Annotated in this window: 20 protein-coding genes; 7 read left to right on the top strand and 13 right to left on the bottom strand. The window is 56.5% G+C overall.

The genetic code is table 11. The features are described from left to right. Window positions 1-153: 153 nt before the first annotated feature. From M017_RS0110730 to M017_RS0110695, 6 genes are all read right to left on the bottom strand, one after another. Window positions 154-873 carry a hypothetical protein gene (locus M017_RS0110730; RefSeq protein WP_031497848.1) on the bottom strand — a complete coding sequence of 240 codons (720 nt, stop codon included), beginning with the start codon at window positions 871-873 and terminating at the stop codon, window positions 154-156. Continuing rightward, the gene (locus tag M017_RS0110725; RefSeq protein WP_162179886.1) at window positions 870-1,712 is read right to left on the bottom strand and encodes a terminase large subunit domain-containing protein; all 843 of its coding nucleotides are present in this window, start codon (window positions 1,710-1,712) and stop codon (window positions 870-872) included. The genes M017_RS0110730 and M017_RS0110725 overlap by 4 nt, the downstream gene beginning before the upstream one ends. A 1,259-nt stretch (window positions 1,713-2,971) precedes the next feature. Next, entirely contained in the window at window positions 2,972-5,260 is a 2,289-nt protein-coding gene (locus M017_RS0110710) for a molybdopterin cofactor-binding domain-containing protein (RefSeq protein ID WP_051669843.1), read from the bottom strand. Next, a complete protein-coding gene (locus M017_RS0110705; protein ID WP_031497843.1) occupies window positions 5,257-5,793 on the bottom strand; it encodes a (2Fe-2S)-binding protein in 537 nt (178 codons plus the stop codon). The genes M017_RS0110710 and M017_RS0110705 overlap by 4 nt, the downstream gene beginning before the upstream one ends. A gap of 13 nt (window positions 5,794-5,806) precedes the next feature. Beyond that, a complete protein-coding gene (locus M017_RS0110700; RefSeq protein WP_031497842.1) occupies window positions 5,807-6,448 on the bottom strand; it encodes a hypothetical protein in 642 nt (213 codons plus the stop codon). Between the two features lie 26 nt (window positions 6,449-6,474). Further along, window positions 6,475-6,795 (bottom strand): PadR family transcriptional regulator, encoded by a 321-nt coding sequence (locus M017_RS0110695; RefSeq protein ID WP_031497841.1) that lies wholly within the window; start codon window positions 6,793-6,795, stop codon window positions 6,475-6,477. A gap of 88 nt (window positions 6,796-6,883) precedes the next feature. Between M017_RS0110695 and M017_RS30225 the strand changes: the two genes are divergently transcribed. Genes M017_RS30225 through M017_RS0110685 form a run of 3 tightly spaced genes read left to right on the top strand, consistent with a single transcriptional unit; the run spans window position 6,884 to window position 7,697 of the window. Then, window positions 6,884-7,294, top strand: coding sequence for an ATP-binding cassette domain-containing protein (locus M017_RS30225; protein ID WP_272945389.1), 411 nt, complete (start codon window positions 6,884-6,886; stop codon window positions 7,292-7,294). Further along, the gene (locus M017_RS30220) at window positions 7,281-7,496 is read left to right on the top strand and encodes a hypothetical protein (RefSeq protein ID WP_238325861.1); all 216 of its coding nucleotides are present in this window, start codon (window positions 7,281-7,283) and stop codon (window positions 7,494-7,496) included. The genes M017_RS30225 and M017_RS30220 overlap by 14 nt, the downstream gene beginning before the upstream one ends. A 3-nt stretch (window positions 7,497-7,499) precedes the next feature. Then, window positions 7,500-7,697 (top strand): hypothetical protein, encoded by a 198-nt coding sequence (locus M017_RS0110685; protein WP_031497840.1) that lies wholly within the window; start codon window positions 7,500-7,502, stop codon window positions 7,695-7,697. 137 nt (window positions 7,698-7,834) lie between these two features. On the opposite strand, the gene M017_RS0110675 is transcribed toward M017_RS0110685, so the two are convergent. Next, a complete protein-coding gene (locus M017_RS0110675; RefSeq protein ID WP_155121351.1) occupies window positions 7,835-8,551 on the bottom strand; it encodes a hypothetical protein in 717 nt (238 codons plus the stop codon). Window positions 8,552-8,608: 57 nt separating this feature from the next. Between M017_RS0110675 and M017_RS29275 the strand changes: the two genes are divergently transcribed. From M017_RS29275 to M017_RS30680, 3 genes are all read left to right on the top strand, one after another. After that, window positions 8,609-8,872, top strand: coding sequence for a hypothetical protein (locus M017_RS29275; protein ID WP_155121350.1), 264 nt, complete (start codon window positions 8,609-8,611; stop codon window positions 8,870-8,872). Between the two features lie 304 nt (window positions 8,873-9,176). Further along, window positions 9,177-9,704: an IS630 family transposase gene (locus M017_RS29945; RefSeq protein WP_080507452.1), complete on the top strand. Its 528-nt coding sequence runs from the start codon at window positions 9,177-9,179 to the stop codon at window positions 9,702-9,704. Next, window positions 9,677-10,189, top strand: coding sequence for an IS630 family transposase (locus M017_RS30680; protein WP_051669432.1), 513 nt, complete (start codon window positions 9,677-9,679; stop codon window positions 10,187-10,189). Before M017_RS29945 ends, M017_RS30680 begins: the two co-directional genes overlap by 28 nt. A 391-nt stretch (window positions 10,190-10,580) precedes the next feature. On the opposite strand, the gene M017_RS0110655 is transcribed toward M017_RS30680, so the two are convergent. The 6 genes from M017_RS0110655 to M017_RS29935 form a co-directional block, all read right to left on the bottom strand. Continuing rightward, a complete protein-coding gene (locus M017_RS0110655) occupies window positions 10,581-10,964 on the bottom strand; it encodes a hypothetical protein (protein ID WP_031497837.1) in 384 nt (127 codons plus the stop codon). A 106-nt stretch (window positions 10,965-11,070) separates the two neighbouring features. Further along, window positions 11,071-12,423 carry a tyrosinase family protein gene (locus tag M017_RS0110650; protein WP_031497836.1) on the bottom strand — a complete coding sequence of 451 codons (1,353 nt, stop codon included), beginning with the start codon at window positions 12,421-12,423 and terminating at the stop codon, window positions 11,071-11,073. A gap of 115 nt (window positions 12,424-12,538) precedes the next feature. Then, window positions 12,539-12,877 (bottom strand): hypothetical protein, encoded by a 339-nt coding sequence (locus M017_RS29700; RefSeq protein ID WP_031497835.1) that lies wholly within the window; start codon window positions 12,875-12,877, stop codon window positions 12,539-12,541. 290 nt (window positions 12,878-13,167) lie between these two features. After that, window positions 13,168-15,762 (bottom strand): serine/threonine-protein kinase, encoded by a 2,595-nt coding sequence (locus M017_RS0110635; protein WP_031497834.1) that lies wholly within the window; start codon window positions 15,760-15,762, stop codon window positions 13,168-13,170. A gap of 6 nt (window positions 15,763-15,768) precedes the next feature. After that, window positions 15,769-16,350, bottom strand: a complete 582-nt coding sequence (locus M017_RS0110630) for a sigma-70 family RNA polymerase sigma factor (protein WP_238325860.1) — start codon at window positions 16,348-16,350, stop codon at window positions 15,769-15,771. Window positions 16,351-16,526: 176 nt separating this feature from the next. Next, window positions 16,527-17,549 carry a LuxR C-terminal-related transcriptional regulator gene (locus tag M017_RS29935; protein WP_155121349.1) on the bottom strand — a complete coding sequence of 341 codons (1,023 nt, stop codon included), beginning with the start codon at window positions 17,547-17,549 and terminating at the stop codon, window positions 16,527-16,529. Between the two features lie 182 nt (window positions 17,550-17,731). Between M017_RS29935 and M017_RS0110620 the strand changes: the two genes are divergently transcribed. Continuing rightward, window positions 17,732-20,743, top strand: a complete 3,012-nt coding sequence (locus M017_RS0110620; protein ID WP_162179884.1) for a TonB-dependent receptor — start codon at window positions 17,732-17,734, stop codon at window positions 20,741-20,743. Window positions 20,744-20,881 lie beyond the last annotated feature (138 nt).

The raw sequence follows: 20,881 nt of genomic DNA, 5'->3' as shown, positions 1-20,881 counted from the left end.
GCGACAGTGACTTCTTGGATCTGGGGGATCGGAACGTGCTCGAGGAACATTGCTTCTTGATGCTCCCAGCTCTTCGTCCATCGAGTGGCTGCAAACACGCGGCCCTGTTCTCTTCTCACAAATAACGTGATTGCACTTCCGCATATCTGATCCCTAGAAGCCAGGGAGACGATTGGGCGGCTTGCTGGACGATGGTGCGAGGGTCTTCATTCTCCAGGTGGCCATGGCCAGGGCCATGACCAAGTCCGCGTTGGCGGTTTCGGGGTGCGCGGCGCTCTTGTGCACCTCGATTCCGGTTTGGCCTGTCGAGCGGCTTTCCGTATAACGGAGGCTTTTGAGCTGGGTTGCCAGCCGGGCGGCGTCCTCCAGACCGGGCGCCGCCTGGAGTTGCCGGCTTTCGATTGCCTGGAGCAGAGTCTGGATCAAGTCGAGCCGAGGAACATGGAAGAGGTTCACTGGGAGCGCGGGGTGCCGGGATTCGCTCACGGTAGCGCCGCCAGTGAAAACAATGCCTTCGATGCGTGCGGGGCTGGCTTCTCCTGGACTTTGGAGTTCCTTGTGGATCATCTCGAGGGTGGGACGGCCGATGCCGGTGGCGTCGCAGAGCAGGATGAGCGGCGTGGCCGGATATTGGCGCTGGATCCGCCTGCAGATTCGCTTCAGATCGATTGCCACCTGTGTATAAGCCGTCTCGAGCGGCCAGAGACGTGTGGAAGCAAGCTGCCATCGGCGCGTGGTGCGATGTGTGGAATCGATCCAGGAATAGGGCGAGACGGTTTGCTCCATGTCGAGGAGCAATGCAGCGGCAGTGGGATCCTGAGTCTGGCCGAGGTCGAGACCGAGGATCACCTGCAGGATGGTAGTACGGGTCATAGCTCGGGTTCAAGCAGGATGTTCGGAATCGGGCCGAAGTTATCGGTGGAGAAGAAGCGATCGACAAGTTCTCGATTGAAGACAGCTCGCTGGTGCGATTGGAACTCGCAGAGATATTCCTGCCGGAATATGTGCGCAGGCATTTTGCTGCGCTCCTCGGCTAAGAAAGCGGGAGAAATCCGCGGACATTCGTGGGCGGGAACAGTGACGCGCGTCCAGCCTTCCCCGGAGATCCACTCCTCATAGAAGAAGCCTGCATCGCCGTTGGGGGTAGACATGACGAGGAGACTGGCATCCTCAGCGGTGGCGAGGAAAGGGCGGACGGCGTAATAGAGCGAGTCCGGAACGTAAGCGGCTTCATCGACAATCATCAGTGAGACACGGCTGAAACCACGGATGCTGTCCTCTTTCCCTGGCAGAGCGAGGATGCGTGCGCCATTGGGCGTGCGGAGCGCGTGCCGGTTGATGCCGTCCGACTGCAATTTTGCGTCAGGAAGCCGGTGGGCCAGGCGAGTGATTTTGCGGAGGAGTTCCGCAGACTGGCGCTGGTAGGGTGCGATGAGCACGGTTTCAGAATTGGGGTGGTGCATTGCGTGGTGGAGCGCGCGCAAGGCCGCCGTGGTGGACTTGCCCCACTGGCGGGAACAGTTGACCAGAATGCGACGGTTGCCGGGGTCGAGCGCGCGGCACTGCGGTTCGTCTGCGGTGAAGCCGAGCGTCTCTTTTGCCCAAGTGGGGACGGAGTTTTTCGTTTGAGCTTTGCTGGTTAGTGGTTCGGGGTTTGAAACCGGGAAGAGCAATCTCCAGGCTGGATGATGCGGCTGGATCTCTGTACGCATGCGAATGCCTCCGATGCTCATTCTGGCGATAGATGTTTTTGGATTTTATGGTTCGGGATTGATTTGTTTTGGGAAGTCGCTTGCTTTTAATAGTTTGCGAGCTATAGATTTATTTTCTTTTTCTGTGATCGTAGGAAAGCGGAGAGATGGATCTGGCCGGCTGCATTGGAGGAGATTGTTCGATTCCCAGGATCCGCATGGCAATCTTTTACTCGCGTCGAGGTCAGTTCCATACGGTTTCTGAAGCAGCGTCTAGCCAGCCATGAAGACCTAGCCACAATTCTCGGAGCACTCTACTTGCTGTCCGGCGTGAATCAGGCCTTTCGTCAAGCCGTTCAGAAGAGCGAAGCTTGGATCAGCTCTGGTGGGTGGGAGAACGCCCCGGGAGATCCGGATACGCCGCCGCGATTGGTTCCTGTCCCCAGAGTGACCGGGCGTCCTCCTCAGAAGAGGAGGATCGAAATATTGCGCCAGGACAAGCGCATGGTGTGCACGCCAGACACCGCGTTGGATGCCCACTCCATTCTTTGGCCCTTAGACTGAGTTGAAACACTCCTCATCGAATCGATCTCCTCACAGGAAGATCCGGCGCAACGTTCTCTGCTCGACCGCGCTCTGACCGGAAACAACAAGCAAGACCACATCACGATCCGCAGAGAAACGCCAAACAAACCAAGCAGAGCAACCTTATGACAACTGCGAAGACAAAGTTCGGGCCACCTGGCGACCGCGCAACAATGCGAGGTTGCAACCAAGCGCTACAGATAGGACGGGGCCCGCGACACACCAGCTTCCATCAACTGCACTCAGGCCTGGCTCTGCAAGCAGGCCAATCCCTACCGCTTCAAAGTTCGTCTTCAATCCAACAGCGAAGAGCAAGGTCTTGAAGATGCCTGCGAGGGCGGCTGGTCGCTCTCCGTTTTCAAAGTCCGCAGCATACGAGAGCATCAGGGCCGTCATCAAGCCCTACGTCAGATTCATGAGTGGAACCCGGAATACGATCCATACTGCTTTTGCGGCAGAGATAGCCTGATGACCAAGGGGCTCCGTAGCACGGGCAACTCCACAGGGAGCACCTCGTAGCATCCAGCGAGTAACAGAAATGGCAAGCCGAACATCAAGGCGCAAGCGATCTAAGAAAGGCGGCTCATCATCGAGTTTCCAGAATTGATCGAAGCCGCCTCTGACACTGTGTCATGTTACTTCGAGGCTCACCCGCGAGGCTGCCGGCGATCCCAGGCCGAATGAGCCTTTCCTCTTCAGCGGCAGGATGCCAGAAGAGCCAGAACATTCTTTGGATGGAGCGGAAGGCGACGCGGAAACACGCCGGTAGCGTCAAAAAAAGCTGCCGCGACAGCGGGTGAGGCCACCGCATTTGCTGCTTCTCCTCCAGCGCCAAAGCCCTTATCGTTTCGGGAGATCTGGACGACCCGAATCTCCGGAGTCTCTGCCATCGTGAGGATCTTGTAGCGGCTCCAGTCCGTACTCGTGACCCGTTGTTGGTCGAAAGTCACTTCCTCTTTGAGGGCCTCGCTCAGCCCCATCACCACGCCACCTTTCATACAGCGGTCCAATTGACGGGGATTGATGACCTTGCCGCAGTCCACTCCAATCGTGAATCTTGTCACCTGCACCAGGCCAGTCGCCAGTGTGAGATTGAGCTCTGCGATTCCGACCCAATAGGCGTTGTCCCGCACAATGATGCTCACACCGCGCCCGGAGAGAACGGCGGCGCTACAAGTTTTTGCCTCTTGACGAGGGGAAGGGCGCGCAACCCATCCAGCCTTTTGAGCCGTTGCCTCCAGCAGTTCCAGAAGACGTGGCTCGGTCGTATGTTGGCGACGGAATGCAATCGGATCAACCTGCGCAAGAGCTGCCGCCTCATTCATCAACGACTCCAGAACGAAGTTTTGCTGGCGATGCCCTGGGGTACGCATGATGTTGCCGCGCAAGCCTCCCGTCGCCGTTGCCGCGCCCACATTGGGCATTCCAAAGACTTGCTCCAAGCGAGTTTGGATCTTCTCGTAGGGCCATTCGACGGCCAGCCAGTTCTCGGTCTTTGAGGTGCTGGTGGGGCGGCCGGCCAAGATCGCACCGAGCATGCGGGCATCAAACATATGAGGGGAATAGAAGGAAGTGCGCAGGGCCGTCAGATCGCCCTTGGGTCCGAGAGAAGCTTGCATATCGGCGATCCAGCCGGGAGAGACACTGGACCAGGCAAGATCTTCCTCGAGCGTCCACTGCACGCGCACGGGTTTGCCCGTCATCTGCGAGAGGAGGACCGCATCGGCTTCAGCGCCGTCACCAGCATGGGTGGTTCTGCCGTAGTGGCCAGCGTGGTCGAGCCAGCGCACAACCACCTTTTCCAGCGGTACTTGCTGCATGTGGGCGAGCTGGGCTCGCAGCCCCTGCGAGTGCGAGGAATGAGTCCAGACAGTGATCGACCCATCCGGCCTCACATCGGCGACGGCAACATAGGGACCGATGGGAGCATGCCGTACATAGGGCTGCTCAAAGCTGGCTGCAAGGACGCGTGTGGACTCGGACAGCGCGCGCTGCACCGCAGCCGCGTTTCCTCGCGTGCCATTAGGAACGCCCCAGTTATGCTGACGCAGGCTTTGCGTCAGATTCTCACTCTCCGGAAGTCCCGTCCAATCTGTCCATTTCGTCGTCGAGGCAATCGCTTGTGCGGCAGTAATGGCTTCCCATTCGTCGGGAGAGACGATGGCGACGAGATTGGCCTGATGGAGCAGCTCGGCGGTGGGGAAACGTTTCTTGTCGAGAGTGCCGAGCGAGACCAACGTCGAACCGATCGATGCAGGGCGAATCATTCGAGCATGTAAGGGGGTTGACTGGAGGCCCGGGATGGGAAGGTCACCACTCCAGTGGGTTCTTCCAGTCACCTTATCGGGAATGCCCGGCATGGGATAGGAGGTGCCGATCACCTTGTACTGGCTGATTGGCTTGAGGGGTGGATCTCCGACGACGACATAGCCGTTGAGGCCGCCGACGCCCCAGTTGGAAGCTCGATCGATCTTGGTTGGGTTGCCCCTCACTGGAATTTTCAGATCCAGTTGCCGGCCCTCGATGAGTTGCCCATAGCTGATGCGCTTTCCTTCTCCAGAGACGATGCCATCTTCAACGCGGAGGACCGAAACAGCGACCCCCAACTCTGAGGCGGCCAGGCGGAGCAGTGCCTGGAAGGTGTAGGCTCCGACCTTGCGTACATTAGCAGCCCCTGTGAGGAAGCCTGCAGAATAGCCACCGTCGGGAGTGCGATCCGTGTCTCCCATGAGCAGCGTGATCTGCTCTGGCCTGACGCTCAGTTCCTCAGCGAGGGTCTGGGCGTAGAAGGCGCTCATGCCTGTGCCGGTCTCGGTTCTGCCGCTGCGCAGGAGGATGGAGTTGTCGCTTCGAATTTCGAGCCAGGAGGCAAGCGGCGTTGCTTCCACTGCGTTGTCCTGGCCTGCCAACAGCTGGGGAAATACCAGGAGTGAGCCGCCGGCGGCTACGAATGCGCGTCTACTGAGCTTGCAGATGTCCGTCATGGCTTCTGCTCCACCGGTCTGCGCATTGCGATGGCGGCTCGCTGCACTGCGTCAATGATGGCGTTGTAGGTACCGCAACGGCACAAATGAGGAGAAGGCGGAGTGTTGGTGAATGCGTCTTTGATCTGCTCGGCGCTGGGATCTGGATTCTTCGAGAGAAGGGCCACTGCGGCAATCATCATGCCACTCTGGCAGTAGCCGCATTGCGGTACTTGCTCGTCGATCCAGGCCTGCTGGACGGGATGCAAGGTGTTGGCATCGCGAGGGAGTTTCTTTGCGGAGGTCCAGACTGCTGGCAAGCCTTCAATCGTTACGATCTTCTTGGCCACGGTTGCGCTGACGGGCACCACACAGGAGCGTATTTCCTTGCCGTCCATCAATACGGAACAAGCTCCACATTGCGCCATGCCACAGCCGAATCGAGCACCGCGCAGATGCAAGTGATTTCGCAGAATGTAGAGTAACGGAGTGTCTGGGGAAGCAGTTACCGTCTGCGTCTCACCGTTCACTGTCAGCGAAAACTGGCGATTCATTTCTTCCTCGGTCTCAGATGTCTTTGCGGTGCCATTGCGACGCCGCAACCAGATACCATGCGGGCCAACTCAAGGCCCAATTGGGGATCCATGGGCCACCGCTACTCCACATGGGGATGGTGCATGCGGTGGTGGCCAGCGCCAAGGTGACGGCTGGCTTCATCTGGAGTCGCATCCAGCAGGAAGGCCGGAAGAGACTCCAAATCGCCGGGAGCAAGCAAAGGGAGAGACAGAGCCTCGACACAGATTCCAATCGAAGTTCTGCAAAGCAGATGCCGCAGGGAAGAATCGATAGAAGGGCAATGAGAAAGGCAGTCCGGCGAGTTCCAGCGCTCATCGAAAAAGCGGTTGCCCAGGCCCAGCCTCCCAGCAATAGGGCATTACAGAGCAAGAGCCAGAGGGCAGGACTGAGGACCCAGCCAGTGAGGTGGAAAAACGATTGTTGGAAGGTCCGGCTGACCGAAAGCGAATAGCCCATCAGCAGCAAGGAGCAGGGCAAGGCCAGAGCAAAGGAGGCAAGCCAAGCCTGCCACTCCATGCGCCGTAGCACCAGTCCCAGCACTTCGCGCAAGGCAACCGAAGCTGGAGTTCCCGCCTCGGCAAGGTCGCCTTGCACGGCATCCCGTTCCTCGGGGTCCAGGCACTGCGCTGCCATGTTAACGAAGTGATCGATGAGCCTTGTCACGCAAGATCCCCTATCGCCCAGGAGGCCCCGCGGCTTACGCGTCTTACGATTTCGTAGAACTCATTTGCCGCTGCGATGCCTTCGGGTGTCACCTCCACCATACGTTTTGCGCGGCCGCCGCGTTGCTGCGTAGCTTCGCCCATCCAGGTGCGCAAGAAGCCTTTCGCTTCGAGGCGATCGATCGTTGTGTAGAGCGCTCCGATGGAACATCGTTCTTTGGTTGCGGACTCGATTCGCTCGCGGATCGCAGCGCCATAAGCGCCGTCGCCTAAGGCTGCAGCTGAGGATAGAAGGAGGAATTCAAACTCACCTAGCATGATTACTCACACATTGTGAAGGTAATCAATATCGGAGTCAAGCGCGATCTGCGGTTGTACCCCAAGTGGAACTTTCCGCAGAGCAGCGGTGTCTGAAGTGCTGCTACTCCCGCGGCAGGAGTTTCGGATGCTGGAACTATGCCAGGTTTCGAAAGCTTTTCGTGGAATTCCCACTGTTGAGGATGTCAGTTACTCCGCGCGCGCCGGCGAGGTAACCGGCTATCTCGGGCCGAACGGTTTGGGAAAACCCACCACGATGAAGATCATCACCGGGTTATTGCAACCCAGTTCCGGGATGATTCTGTTCCACGGAAAGACCATCAGCGAGGATTGGATCGGGTTCAAACAAAAGATGGGTTATGTACCCGAGGAGTCCGACTCCCATCTCAGCGGGCTTGAGTATCTGGTGATTGTCGCGCAGCTCCGACGTGGGAACCGGACTCATTTTAAGAAGCCTCATCACAGAGCTGGCCGCGTGCGGCAAGATGGTACTGTTTAGTTCCCACGAACTGGAAACGGTCGAGCGGATCTGCAGCCGCGTTGTGATTCTGCATCGAGGTAAGGTGGTTGCGGATGATTCGATCGAGCGGTTGCGCGGATTGATGCCGGCTCCAGACCTGGAGAGCATTTTCCGCCAATTGGCGGTCGCGCAAGACAGCTCCGCAATCTCCAGGAAAATTGCCGATCTTGTGGGGGCCTAGTCGATGAACACGACGCCATTCCGAATTCTTTTTCGTCAGTTTCTATTTCGGATCGTCGACCTCGAAGTCCTCTCTGCACATGCGCAAGGAGATGCGACCAAGCTCTTGGGGCAATTTACTGCGCTGTTGGTCTTCCTGAGTGTTGTGCTCTCGCTACTGGCGATGACCTGGGTGCGATCCACACCCTTTCTCCGCGCGTGACACCCGAAGGGAAGGAAGCCATTCAGTTTGAAGACGAATCGGCCGAGGCGGCGCAGGAACTTGGACTGCTGCAGGATCGGAGCTCGGTGTGACAGGGGCATGCAGGCCAACCTCTTCCGAGTACATGCCCTCCCTCATTATTGTGAATTTGTGGCACCCGTCTTTGCGAGCAGCTTATTCAGATCGATGCTGATTCCGAATTGGCCACGGACGGCACTTGCCTTCAGGAGCTCGGTACGATTGGACCAGGAAACCGCCAATGGAATCGAGACCGTTTCACTCAGGCGCAAGGTAAGCTTAGCCTGGAAGATTCCGATGTGTCCGCTGGAGTTGAGAACTTCATCCGCGGGACGCGGTAGAGGAATGTCTGTGCCTGGAGCAAAGGTGCTCTTGTCGAACTCCAGAATCGCGTTATTGATCTGGTATTGGTAGTAACCGGCGAGGGAGAACACAGGCCGGTTCAACCAGTTGGCAGGCCCCAGCTTGCGGTCGTACTGCAGCGCGGCCTGAGCGTCCCGCAGTTGTCCCACTCGAAGTCCTCGCGGGACCTTCTCGTAAAGAGTCAGTGCCAGATTGAAGGTCAACAGATTCTGATAGTCACCCGAATCGATGAGCTCATCATTCGAATTGCGGTGCTTGCCAAACTTGAAATCGCCGATTAGGCGTACATTGGACGTGGGCGATTGATTTAGCGGGGAAGCATGGGTGTACTCCACCGTGAACTTCGGCTTGAGGAGAACATCGGCCAGAGCTTGATTGATGCCTGTCACATAGTTCTGATTTGAGCTGAGGAGTTCGGCCCAGCCCTGGTTTGAGGGTGCATCCTTTTCAATGGCACTCCAGAGATTTACCAATTCGTTCGAATATACCTTTTCAAGCTCTGTCGCAGATCGTTGCCCAGAGTTCCAGACTTGATTGAAGCCACTTTCAACATTTCGATTAAAGGTATCCCATGTGTCTTGCAGTTTTTTATTATTCTCAGCTTGGTCAAGGAACCTCGTCATCTGTTCCAGAAAATCCTTCCGAACTCCGGCAAGACTGTCGTACTTTTTGATGAATTGCTTCGTCTCTGGAGTATTCGGATTTGTACGCCTTCGGAACTCATATCGAAAACTGGCGGCGGAGAAGCGACCGCCTCCGGTCGCTTCTACCAGGAAGTCCATCGGGTTGGCTGACCGGGTGGATCCGGCTGACTCTAAAGGTAAGAGAGTACCTTGTGAGGAGGGATTGTTGTCGATCGAAACACTTCCTGAGATCCCGCGTAGGATTGTCTCCGTAGGGGAGTCGCAAGCGGGATTGAGGAGAGTGCAAGGACCCGCGCTTGGGTGGAACAGACTATAGAGTCCATAGGCCTGTACTCGAAAGGTAGAAACAGTCCCCTGACTGTTGCGAGACAGCGCACCATTCTCCAGAGCGCCACTATTGATAATCACATAATATAGCGGAACACATTGACTTCTGTCGGGTTCTAATCTGTATATGGGAAACCCGCGTGGAGTGGCTCGCGATTTCGATGCCTTGGAAGTGCGGAGGATGAGAGCACTGGCATTGATGCGAGAGAGTTTCAACAACAGTCAGATCGGCCATGAGTTAATGGTCGCCAACCAGACGGTGAGCCGCTGGCGCAAGGAATATAGCGAAGGTGGCAGGAAGGCTCTCGAGCAGGCTGGACGCGCTGGCCGGAAGCCTTTGCTGGCGGACAAACAGGCAAAGCTTCTGACGAACAAGTTGCTGGCGGGGCCGGAAAAACTCGGCTATGAAACGCCGTTGTGGACCTGCCAGCGGGTAGCCGATTTGATCGAGCAGGAATTTCAGATTCGCTACCATCCGGGCCACGTCTGGCGCATTCTGCGCGCCTTGGGCTGGAGTCCTCAACGGCCAGTGGGACGTGCGCTCGAACGCGATGAGAAGGCCATTCGCGAGTGGAAACAGGTGACTTGGCCCAACGCTAAAAAAAAGCCCAGGAAGAAGGCCGCACCATTGTCTTCATTGACGAAAGCGGACTAACGCAGAAGCCTCATCGATGCCGCACCTGGGCTCCGCGCGGCCAGACACCTATTCTGTTCCATCACTTCAACTGGAAGAACCTCTCGCTCATCGCAGGACTGAGCCGCTGGAATCTTCACTTTGAAATGTTCAGCGAAACGATCAAGAGTCCGCACATTGTGATCTTCCTCGGAAAACTACTTCGGGTCATCCCAGGCAAGATCCTGATCGTATGGGACGGACTGGCTGCTCATCGCAGCAAGTTCGTTCAGGATTTCATCGCAAGTTGTGATGGCCGCATCCAGACTCTTCGGCTTCCAGCTTACGCTCCCGAACTGAATCCCGTCGAATATATCTGGGCTCATCTCAAGCAGCACGAACTCCCGAATATCTGCGCCAAAGATCTCTGGCAACTCGGTGAAATGGCCAGAACTAAACTCAAGCGCATGCGCCGAAGAAAGCATCTACTCGTTGCTTGCTGGAAGCAGTCTTCTCTATGCTTCTGAATCCGCTATATTCCGCGAGACTCAATAATCAGATCTGCAACTCCTGTTTTTGACACAAGCGAGGTGCTCGCTCCACCTGCGGACGACTCTCCAAATTGACGATCGATACGGCGGGCCTGGAACCGTTGATCGGCTTGGTTCACCACCTGACTCAGGGACTTAGGATGGAGATACGCGAACTCGCGCAGGATCTGGGAACGATCGAGGAGTGAACCGAAGAACGGATTGTAATCTTCATTTACTTTTAGTGGGTGATCCTTGCGCAGCTCTTCTGCGACAGACGCGATTTTGCTCCGTGTGGTAGGACTGAGTTTCGACTGAAGGGACTGCGCGAGCAGAGTCCCCTGCAGCGAAAGGAGCAGCCCCGCCCAACCGATCCAACTTGGGTGCCTCATCTCTTGCTCCCTTTCTGCTTGGAAGCTAGATTCTGAGGGGGGATGGGTTCCTCAGCTTGCTCAAGCGAAGAATCAGAAACAATCCGAAGATTACAGGTGGAATCGACAGAAGGCCGAGTGGTCAGAAGTTGGTGGTTGTTTCCGTCGACTTCCAGAATACTGAGCGTGGCAGTTGGATTTGTTGCACCAAAGTCGATCCCAAGGTTCTTGGTGGCTGCCGCGACTGTATAGCTGAAAGGATTCGTGGTTGTGAAGGTACCATCATACCGGGCAATGACGCCAGCGAGACTCCCGGAATCCACCTGCAACAAGATATGGAACGATGCGCCTGGCACAGCAGTGAAGGTACTGGGGCCAATGCGTTTGAGTGTGTAAGGCATGTCTGTTTCTCCTTCATTCGCCACACCTGAAAGATTTGTGTCGCGTTACTTAGAGTGCGCAAATGAAGGAGAAACAGGGACACATTGATCCCGCGATTCTGATGGGCTATTCGCCCCATTCAATTGCAGAATCTGTGACCGCTATCGAAATCCCGTCACGCCACCTACGTCCGCGTCTCGACACAAGGAGGAACTGCAAACTCTTACTCTGTGCAAGAGGACCATATCGAGATTTCTCCAGAAGAAACGACACAGAAAACTGTTGCTGCTTCGGATGACTCGAGTGAACACCGCCCTGTGAGGAATGATCGAGGAATGTAAGCACTCCAAGCTCGATCATTTTTGCGGTAGAAAATTGCCCTTTGGAAGCGATAGCAATCAGCAGGAAGCGACCGCCAGCCGGCGCCATCTCTACATTCCCTTTTATATGCAGTACCCGCAATTGCAAAGCCCGTGTGCTCTGAATGACAGGCAGTGGTTTCTCTGATGCGACATACGGATTGATGCCTGACACAAGACTCGTCCTATAAGAGGATTTTGGATTTGCATCCAGAACGGTATAGGGTGCCTCATAGGAGTAACCGAGTGCCTTCTCATCGAGAAGGGCCCAGATCTTAAACCTGAGGAACCTGTCGCGCTTGCATTGGCTGGTTGGGTTCGGGACCACCACATAGGTCGTCTGCAAAGAGTTGACAAGGTCTTTATCCTGGTTGGGATCACGCAGATGAATGAAGTCACGCCAAAGCCGGTCGAGATTTCCGTGATGGGCGTAGAAAATTGGATCCAGGGCCGTCGTAGCCCAGTTGACCATTCTCTTGCCGAGCGCTCGATGGATGTCGTTATGGACCTGATTCGCCACACTGGAGGGAGCGTCGGCGGTACCCACAAAATTTCTCCAGGCCCCTGCAGCGCGGAGAATCGCGACGAAAGAAGTGTCTGAGCGGCCGAGGTCGCTCCATTCTAGTTTCTGATTTCGCACTTCATCCCCAAGAGCCCCGGATTGATAGAGAGCGGGAATCTTCAGTTCTGTGTCCCATCCCCAATACGGAATTCTGAATGACTCTGCTTCCTCACGGCGAACTTGAGAATCTTCTAAGAGGAGTGAGATCAATGCTCGCTCATGAGACCAGACAAAGGCTCGATGCCAGGCAAGAAAGCGTAGATCGGAGTGAACATTTTCTTTCGAGAAGGGAGCGCAGGCTTGCCGATGCGAGTTTGCCGCCCAGATCTGGCCTCGAAAATCGAGTGCACTCAGAGAATCATCCGTACTCTCGGCATTGGCACGCCGATACGCATTCCTCCAAGCGGTATAGGCTCGTTCCAAGAGCACCTTGTATCTCCCGTCAAGCGATAATCCAGCTGCATTCGGTCGTGGGCGCGAAGGCAGACGGAAGGTGGGAGCATTGACAGTATAGTTCGCGATGAACTCTTTCCAGCCGAGGAATAGCGTCTCATTCATACGACGCGTCACGATATCCTGGTCCGCTCCCGGCGAGGACCGGGCTGACGAGATCAGCCCGGTTGCCGCTAGAGACGCGTGAATCAAACTACGCCTGGTTAGGTTCATAAAAATTTCAGATACCTTGCGCGTAGGCGACTTGCCTGATGCCGGCGAGAATTGATTCAAAGTCCTTGCGCCTGGTGCAGGGCGGTGTATCATAGCCATCTGTGAAGATGCCTGCCAGCACATCGCAAATGGATTTAAACTCGCTCTGCTCATTCAGAATGGCGACCTTTGATTTAATGTCGTTGATCGTCTCATCATCAAAGTTCAGCTTCTTCAGGTAGTCGCAGTACGCGTCTGAGGCGGCCTGCCCCGTGTAGTTAGCTGGGGCCGGCAGCTCAGCAAACCATTCGGGCTTCATCACAAAGGCCAAGGCTGCGATCAATCGTTCTTGTTTATCTACAGACATATTCTTCCTTCACTTTCTAGAGTTAAGCGTCAATCCGTTGGAGGATTGACGCAGCTTCACTTGATGGAATGGCTTTCTGCCATCCCGTCAACGTAAACCGGTATAAACCTGGAGGAACTTCCCCATAAGCCCCAAAGAACAAACCCGGCTGCTTCGCTACAAGCGCCGGAACATAGGCTGCTTCGTCCTGGACCGGAAGGCGCAATGCGATTCTGAGATCGTGATCCCGAACCCGGTCACGGGCGAAGAGATCCCTTCCTTCTTCCGCAACTTTTCTGGCCCCTTCCAGATCATTTCTCGCCAGCAAAAGATCTGCGCGCGCGGGCTGCAGCGGCCCGGTGCGCCGGATAGCGCGGCGGGCTACTCCACTCACCGAGGATTCGCTCCGCACGGTCTGGCATGCCTTCACAGGCCAACATAGCCGCTGCCCGGCAATCGAGAAGCAGACCGGGCTGCGCCTCTCTCGCCGCATTCGCATAACGAATTGCCGCCTCCCGGTCTCCATCACGAGCAGCAAGATGGCCCAGCAGAATCAACTTATCGGCGCGAAATCCTGTATCGCCATGACGCAGATCTGCTTCAGCGCTGTTGAGCCAGAGCTTCTTTGCCAATGCGATGTCATTCAATTCCGCAGCAATCTGGCCGGCCATCAAAGGACCAAAGCCGCGCCAATACGCATCGGCACTCTGCGACAGGCGCTCGAAGATCTCCAATGCCTTCGCGAGACGTTGCTGGCAGAAGTGATACTTCGCTTCGACAAAATCTGCCCAGGCAAACTCCTTTAACTCACGGATCTTCTGAATCTCATCCGGGATGGAGTCCAAGCTCCCCATCGCGATGTAGACGTAGGCGCGCTGGATGAGGGGCATCCGCCATCCTGGCCGCAACTCCAATGCCTTTGTCCATGCTGCGACGGACTCTTCAAAACGCCCCAGCCGCGAGTTCGCCCGGCCTAAGCCGGCATAAGTCTGTGCTTCCTCCGGGAAGTATTGCTTCCGAACCAGACAGATCTCGCGAAACAACGGCCATTGTCCAGTGTCGTGAGCATAGGTCTCGCGAATCGAAAAAGCTTCCCGTGTGGTGACTGGATTCTGACGGAGCAGTTCGTTGATTCTGTCCCACAGACGATAGGACTCCTCACGAAACCCATCCTGGAGTAGGAGATCTGCGACCCGGAAGGCTGCCTGTACAAAATCCGGATCCACTCGCAACGCCTCCCGATAAAGCGCAACAGCCGCCTGGCGCTGATCTGCGGCATAGTGTTTCTCTGCCTCGGTAAACAGAGCAAGTGCCTCCCAGGAAGCCGTCGTCACCTTACTTGGCGCTTGCGAGCGCCGGGAAATCTCCGCAGGAACCTCACCCACCGAGGCACGGACCCAAGTTGCCGCAGGCCGCGCGGCCTCCAACAACTCCTGCTTTCCTCGTACTGTCACCTCATGGTCCCAGGTGGCCGGGGCAAAAGACGGATGCCCTTCGAGCACTTCCAGACGAAGGCGAAGCGTGTAATCATCCGACAGGCGGCTTAACGTTCCGTACAATACGGCGCTAGCGCCTTCCCGGAGAGCGATCTCACGCATCTGCTTTGCGTCCAGTTCTGCAGCGACCGGTAATCGCATTCGCTTCCGCACGTCGACGAGTTGCGCATCCGAGAGCAACTGGAAGTGCCCCGACTGCGCCAATTGATTCTTGAGCAACACGGTCATGCCATCGAAGCTGGCGTCTCCAGTACTATTGCGAATCGGAGCAACCAGCAGAAGTCTTCCTGGCGGCAGCATCGAGTTCCGACGGGAGCGGTACGTCATCCAGCCAGTGGCACCAAGACCGCCAAGCGCCATCAAGCCGCCTACACCGAGGAGCAATCTACGTCTTGAGCCCCACTCGGGAGTCAATGCGTCCACTGCAGCCATGGGGCCGGACCAGCGCTTCTCCGGATCCATTTGGAGGCATTTGGCCACCACTCGTCCCCAGACGCCTTCCAGCTTTGCACCCTCTGCATTGGGGTGACGGCCGGTGATCATCTCATGAAGAACGATGCCAAAGGAATATACGTCCGTTGCAATGGTTGCGGGTTTCCCAGCCCACTGCTCGGGCGCCACATAGCCCGGAGTGCCAAGCAGAAGACTTGCAGTCCGCAGCGAAGCTTGTCCTGTTTCTCGCACAATTGGTGCGGCCAGGCCAAAGTCAGTCACCACAACCCGGCCCTTGGTCAGGATGACGTTCGCCGGTTTGAAGTCGCGATGGATGACACCCGAGGCATGAACCGCTGCCAGACCTGCTGCCATTTGCCGGGCAATCTCGACGGCTTCTGATGTCAGCAGCGCGCCATCGCGTCTCAAGCGGGCGCCAAGGGTTTCGCCTTCGAGGAGTTCGAGTACGTAAAAGTGCAAGGTCCCCAGGTGGTGATCCGGCTCTTGCACCAGATCGAAAACCTTCGCCACATTCGGACTCGAGATGCGGCGGGCAAGCCGGATCTCCCGCCGGAAGCGGGCAATGAAATCCGCTTGGCTTGCTAACTCAGGATGCAGGAGCTTTAAGGCCACCCGCTCCTGCAGTTCATGATCTTCGGCGGCATAGACTTCGCCCATCCCACCCCGGCCCAGAAACGCTGCGATGTGAAAGCGGTTCGCAAGCATTTCTCCCACCCTGAGCCGGGGTTCGATTCTCGCCTCGTCCGCCGATGCAAAATCGATCTGGCACCAATCCATCGCCGACTGTTCCAGCAGGTCGGCACTTGGCATCTCGACGCTTAGCAGACTCAGCACCTCTGCGCGTAAGCTCGAATCTTGTGTCCGCGCTTGGAGGTAGGCTTCGCGGTCTGCAGCCGCGACGGCACTCACCTCAGCGAGAAGTTGCGAAACTTGATCCCAGCGCGAGAGTTCAGACAAGACGATTTATCCATTCCCTTCCTTGTCTTCATTGGGGAACTGACGACTTCCCTGGAGTTCTCGATAAAGCCATCGCTTTGCGGTTTCCCAATCCCGTTTCAGCGTGCGTGAGGAAACGTTCAAGGCCAAGGCCGCTTCTTCGAAACTCAATCCAGCAAAGAACTTCAGTTCCACTAATTGATAAGCGCGAGGCGACTCCAATTCGAGACGTGAAAGTGCCTCATCCAGCGAAATTAATATGGGCTCGCGCTCTGGTGTGGAAACGAAGGCTTGATCGAGATCGACGCGCTGCAGCCCTCCACCGCGTTTGCCCGCCTGATGCGTGCGCGCATGGGAGATCAGGATTCGCCTCATCACCTTCGCGGCAGTCGCATAGAAATGGCCTCGCCCCACCCAGTCGATGTCACGCGATTCGATGAGGCGCAAGTAAGCCTCGTGCAGTAAGGCAGTTGGTTGCAGAGTATGTCCGGCTCGCTCCCGTGCCATATGAGCAGAGGCCAAACGCTTCAGTTCCTGATAGATATGAGGATAGAGTTCCTCGCGAGCACTCTGATCTCCACGCGAAGCACGTTTCAAGAGGGAGGTCACTTCTCCTCCGCCAGAGTAGGCAGTATCAGTCATTCGAGGTGAGTCTCCCGGTCAGATTTCAGATCAATCTAACATAGCCAGCAATGCGGCATCGCTATCATTGATTCCTTCGATCTTCCGCAAGAACTCTCCACATTCCTGATGTCCAGGAATGATTCGTTCCAGGAAATTCCCACTTATCTCGGAAACTGATCCCGGTAGGATTCCAAAGCCACTCGCACCAGTTGGCTTCTGGTGCGCACGGCGACTTTCGCAAACAGTTGCTGGAGGGTCGCCTTCACAGAGCTTTCCGAAACCTGCAAGCGAGTTCCGATTTCCTTGTTCGTCAACCCCTCCAGCACCAGTCGCAATACTTGTGTTTCCCGCTCGGTTAGTTTCTTGAGCGGTGTCCCATTGTCCGGTCCACTGCTTTCCACCTCCAGCGCCGGGGGGGCGACCACAGGCAGCGAGCCCAAACTGAGACGCAAGGTCTCGATGGCACGCTCCACCAATGCGCGTGCGTTGCCAGAAACCGCAGTCGTGGTGGTGGAAGTGTTTTCTTCCTCCGACAAGTCGGCGACGATCGCGGCCAGGCGTGGCCCCGCATCGGTTGCATAGGTAGAGAACCAAACCTCGGCCAGAAAGATCTCACCTGACCGTCGATGTCCGGGGCACTGGATCGCCGTACGATAGACCGGCATATGGTCATTGCCGAGAACAGTTTCCAGATTGGGAAGATACCTGCAAATCGAATCGCCTCGGGCCTGAGCCGGATCGACGCCAAACATCGCCTCCGCGGCATGATTCGCAATCAGAATACTGCCATTCCCATCGGTGGTGAGAATCGCGACCGGACTCGTCTCCACCAAAACCCGCAGTTGCTCCTCAGCATCACGGCGCAAGCGAAACTGCTCCTCCAGTTCCCCCATGTGCTGCACTACCAGTTGGCGATTGTGAATCAACTCGCGGAAAAAAAGCCCGCCACCGGCCAGGGCGATCGCCACCAGCGCCGTCCGGGGAATTTCCGCTGAGCTTTCCAGCGCGCTGAACATCTCGCTTAGGATGGCGCAACCCACTCCGATGATGAGAATCTGCTGCCGGTTCAGGAATCCGGCCACAAGCAGGATCGGAAACAGGTAGAGAAAACCCAGCGAAAGGTAGGGTTTGGTCAGCCAGTCCATGACGGCAATGCAGGCAACCAACAGTGCCCCAATGCTCAATATTTTTGCGCGATCTCGCGGCGCATACACCCGGTAAAAGTCCACCAACTGCTATCGTAATCACTTCTATCCGTATGACGGGCCAACATTTAGCCGAAAGATAGGCGGATTGCCCGGAAGATTGAGGCCCAGGCCCAAAGATGGGCTTCCACTCTGTCCGCTACCAACGGGATAACGGCAGTATGTATTTCCTTCAGATCATCGGCCAGCGGCGTGCAGTATGGCGCTACGGTCTCTTCCTCTCCTCTCTTCTTTTATTCGGCTCCCTATGGGCACAGGAAACGACGGGTTCCATTCGCGGCACAGTCTCTGATTCCGCTGGATTGCCGATCACCGGCGCGACGGTCAAAATCATTTCGCCATCGCTGGTGCAGCCGCTGCAGACACAGACCGATCCGGCCGGCGCCTATCTGTTCTCCGCCGTGCCACCTGGGGTCTATACGGTCTCGGCGATGGCGGACGGCTTCACGCTCGTCCGGAAAACGTCCATGGAAGTGACACTGGGCAGAACCTCGCGGGCGGACTTTCAACTAACGGTCGGCGCGGTTTCGAGTTCCCTTGAGGTCGCTGCGGACGCGGTCAGTGTGGACTCCCAAAGCAGCACGCAGATTACCAGCGTAGGGAGGTCTCTTTTCGATGGGCTGCCGAAGGATCGTGGCTTCGATTCTCTAATTGCACTTGCGCCCGGTGCACGAGTTGAACCGCTCAGTGGCGGATTTCAAATTGATGGCGCCAGCGGTTCAGAAAACGTGTTCCTAATCGATGGTGTGGACAACACGAATCTGCAGACCGGCTTGTTGCCGCGCACTTCGCAACTGCCGATCGAACAGATCGACGAAATCCAAGTCAAGAGCGGCGCATTCGACGCCCAGTTTGGCGGGAGCACGGGCGGTGTTGTCAGCGCGATCATCCGCAGCGGGTCCAACAAGATTCATGGCCAGTTGTCCTTATATGCCGAATCGGACATCTTCCAGGCAGCGCCACGACCCACCCTACGCATCGATCCGCAGAATGACAATGTGGCTTCGTACTTTCACAACCCGAAGGACAGCTATCGGATGCTCAACCCCGGCGGCTCGATCGGCGGGCCCATCCTCAAAGACAAGCTGTGGGCCTTTGTCAGTTGGTATCCGGAATTTCGCCAGACGGAACGCACAGTGACCTTTCTCGATCGGGGCGAAAGTGGCCACTATCGCAGTAAAGATCGTACCGATTTTCTGGTGACCAAGGTGGACTATGCGCTCACATCAAAGATCCGTACCTTCGCCTCCTATGTGTACTCCCCCACCCGGGTGCAGGGTCTGCTTCCCGACCGGCAGGGCACCGATTCGTTCGACAATCCCTGGCGGCAACGCGGCGGCCGCGCCCCCGCCTCCAGTTACAACTTTGGTGCCGATGCCTCGCTGACGGCAAAACTGTCTCTTTCTCTGCGCGGCGGCTATAACTACCGCAATTTTAAAGATAATTATGGTGTTCCCAGCGGAACTTATTATCACTTCGTCAATACAAATACCAATCTGCCAGCCGAGTTACCGATTCCGGATGCCCTCAAAGGTTCTGCCGGCAACTTCACTGCAGACAATGTGCAAAACGCGCGAGACCAGCAGACACGGCTCAATTTCAATGGAGATCTGATTTACCTCGCCAATTGGAAGGGACAGCACACCATCAAAACGGGCTATCAGATGAACCGCTTGCACAATGACGTGCAACGTGACTATTGGCCGGACGGCAATATTCAGATCTTTTGGGATCTCGCTTATCCAACGGTGACGCGGCCTGGGACCTATCGCGGAACTTATGGTTATTATATCGACCGGCACATGGAAACATCAGGACGTGTCTCCAGTACAAATCACAGTATCTATTTACAAGACAGTTGGCGAGTATCGCCGCGCCTGACGCTGAATCTGGGCTTGCGAACCGAACGCGAATCTGTGCCGTCTTTCCTCAAGGGTGGCGCAACCATTCAATTTCCGTTCTCGCAAAAGCTCGCACCGCGTCTTGGAGTGGCCTGGGATGCCTTGGGGGACGGACGGCTAAAGTTGTTTGCCGGATTCGGACTCTTCTACGACCTTATGAAGTATGAGGCCTCCCGCGTCAGCTTCGGTGGAGAAAAGTGGGTGGACTATATGTATCCGCTGAATAGCCCCGACTTTACGAAGATTCGTTCCCGCCTCACACCGGGCTCCGATCTGATCGAAAGCTACGATCACCGGATTCCGGCCAATGATCCGGAAGACAATCGCATCGATCCCAATCTTCGCCCCACACGCCAGCGCAAGTATGAAGGAGGTATTGAGTTTGCGATGAATCCGAATACCGTAGTCAGCGCACGCTACACTCGCCAACGACTGGACCGCACGATCGAAAATTCGGGAGTTCTGGGCGCGGATGGTACGGCTTTCTATGTCGCCAATCCCGGCTTCGGATTGGCCGCGGATCCCAGTGTTTATCCCGCAGGCGTGCTGCCGCCACCGCCGGCAAAGCGCGACTATGATGCGGTTGATTTCTCTCTGCGCGGCCGCTACCCGAAGGGCATTCAGATCGTCACCAGCTATACCTGGAGCCGGCTATATGGCGACTATAGTGGCCTGGCCAGTTCAGACGAAGGCGGCGCAGCGAATCCGAACTCGACGCTTTACTATGACCTTCCGTGGATGTCGATCGACCAGAACGGTAAGTTCGTCCGCGGAAGACTGGCCACGGACAGGCCGCATACCGTTAAGTTCTTCGGCGTCTATACAAGGAAGTCGCGCTGGGGCGATACTACGCTCTCGCCGCGTCTCTCCGCCTTCTCCGGAACGCCCATCACGACAAATGTCTGGATTCTCGGAGACCCGGTTTTCGTCGCTGGACGTGGCGATCTCGGCCGGACACCGTTCTTCCGCAGCACCGATTTTCTGATCACTCACGACTTCCACCAGCGACGCTTGGGGGAAAAGGGGCGCATTCGGTTGGAGGCCAATGTCACCAATCTCTTCAATCACGGCACGGTCACGAATAAGGCAACCCGCTATAACCACCCAAATGATGGGCAGCTCCAGTTTGATGAGGTCTCGGACATGTACAAGGGCTTTCACTTCCAGAGCGCCGTTGCGGAACAGGGATTGCGAGTGAATCCAGCCTACAACATGGCATCCAGCTTCCAAGCTCCCCGTTCTATGCGCATCGCGCTTCATTTCATCTTCTGAGCCGATACGATTCCGTCGTAGAGCCACTCGATTGCCACAATCCGATCTCGATCTGTCACAAGAGGTCGGGCAAAGATGCCATTCGGGTGCAGAACAGACAGAGGCGCGCCAGGAGATTTCCCGGCGCGCCTCTTGGTT

The organism is Bryobacter aggregatus MPL3, assembly GCF_000702445.1.
Classification (GTDB): Bacteria; Acidobacteriota; Terriglobia; order Bryobacterales; family Bryobacteraceae; genus Bryobacter; species Bryobacter aggregatus.
Note: the sequence above shows the minus strand (reverse complement) of the source record. Positions and strands in the feature narration are given on the sequence as shown.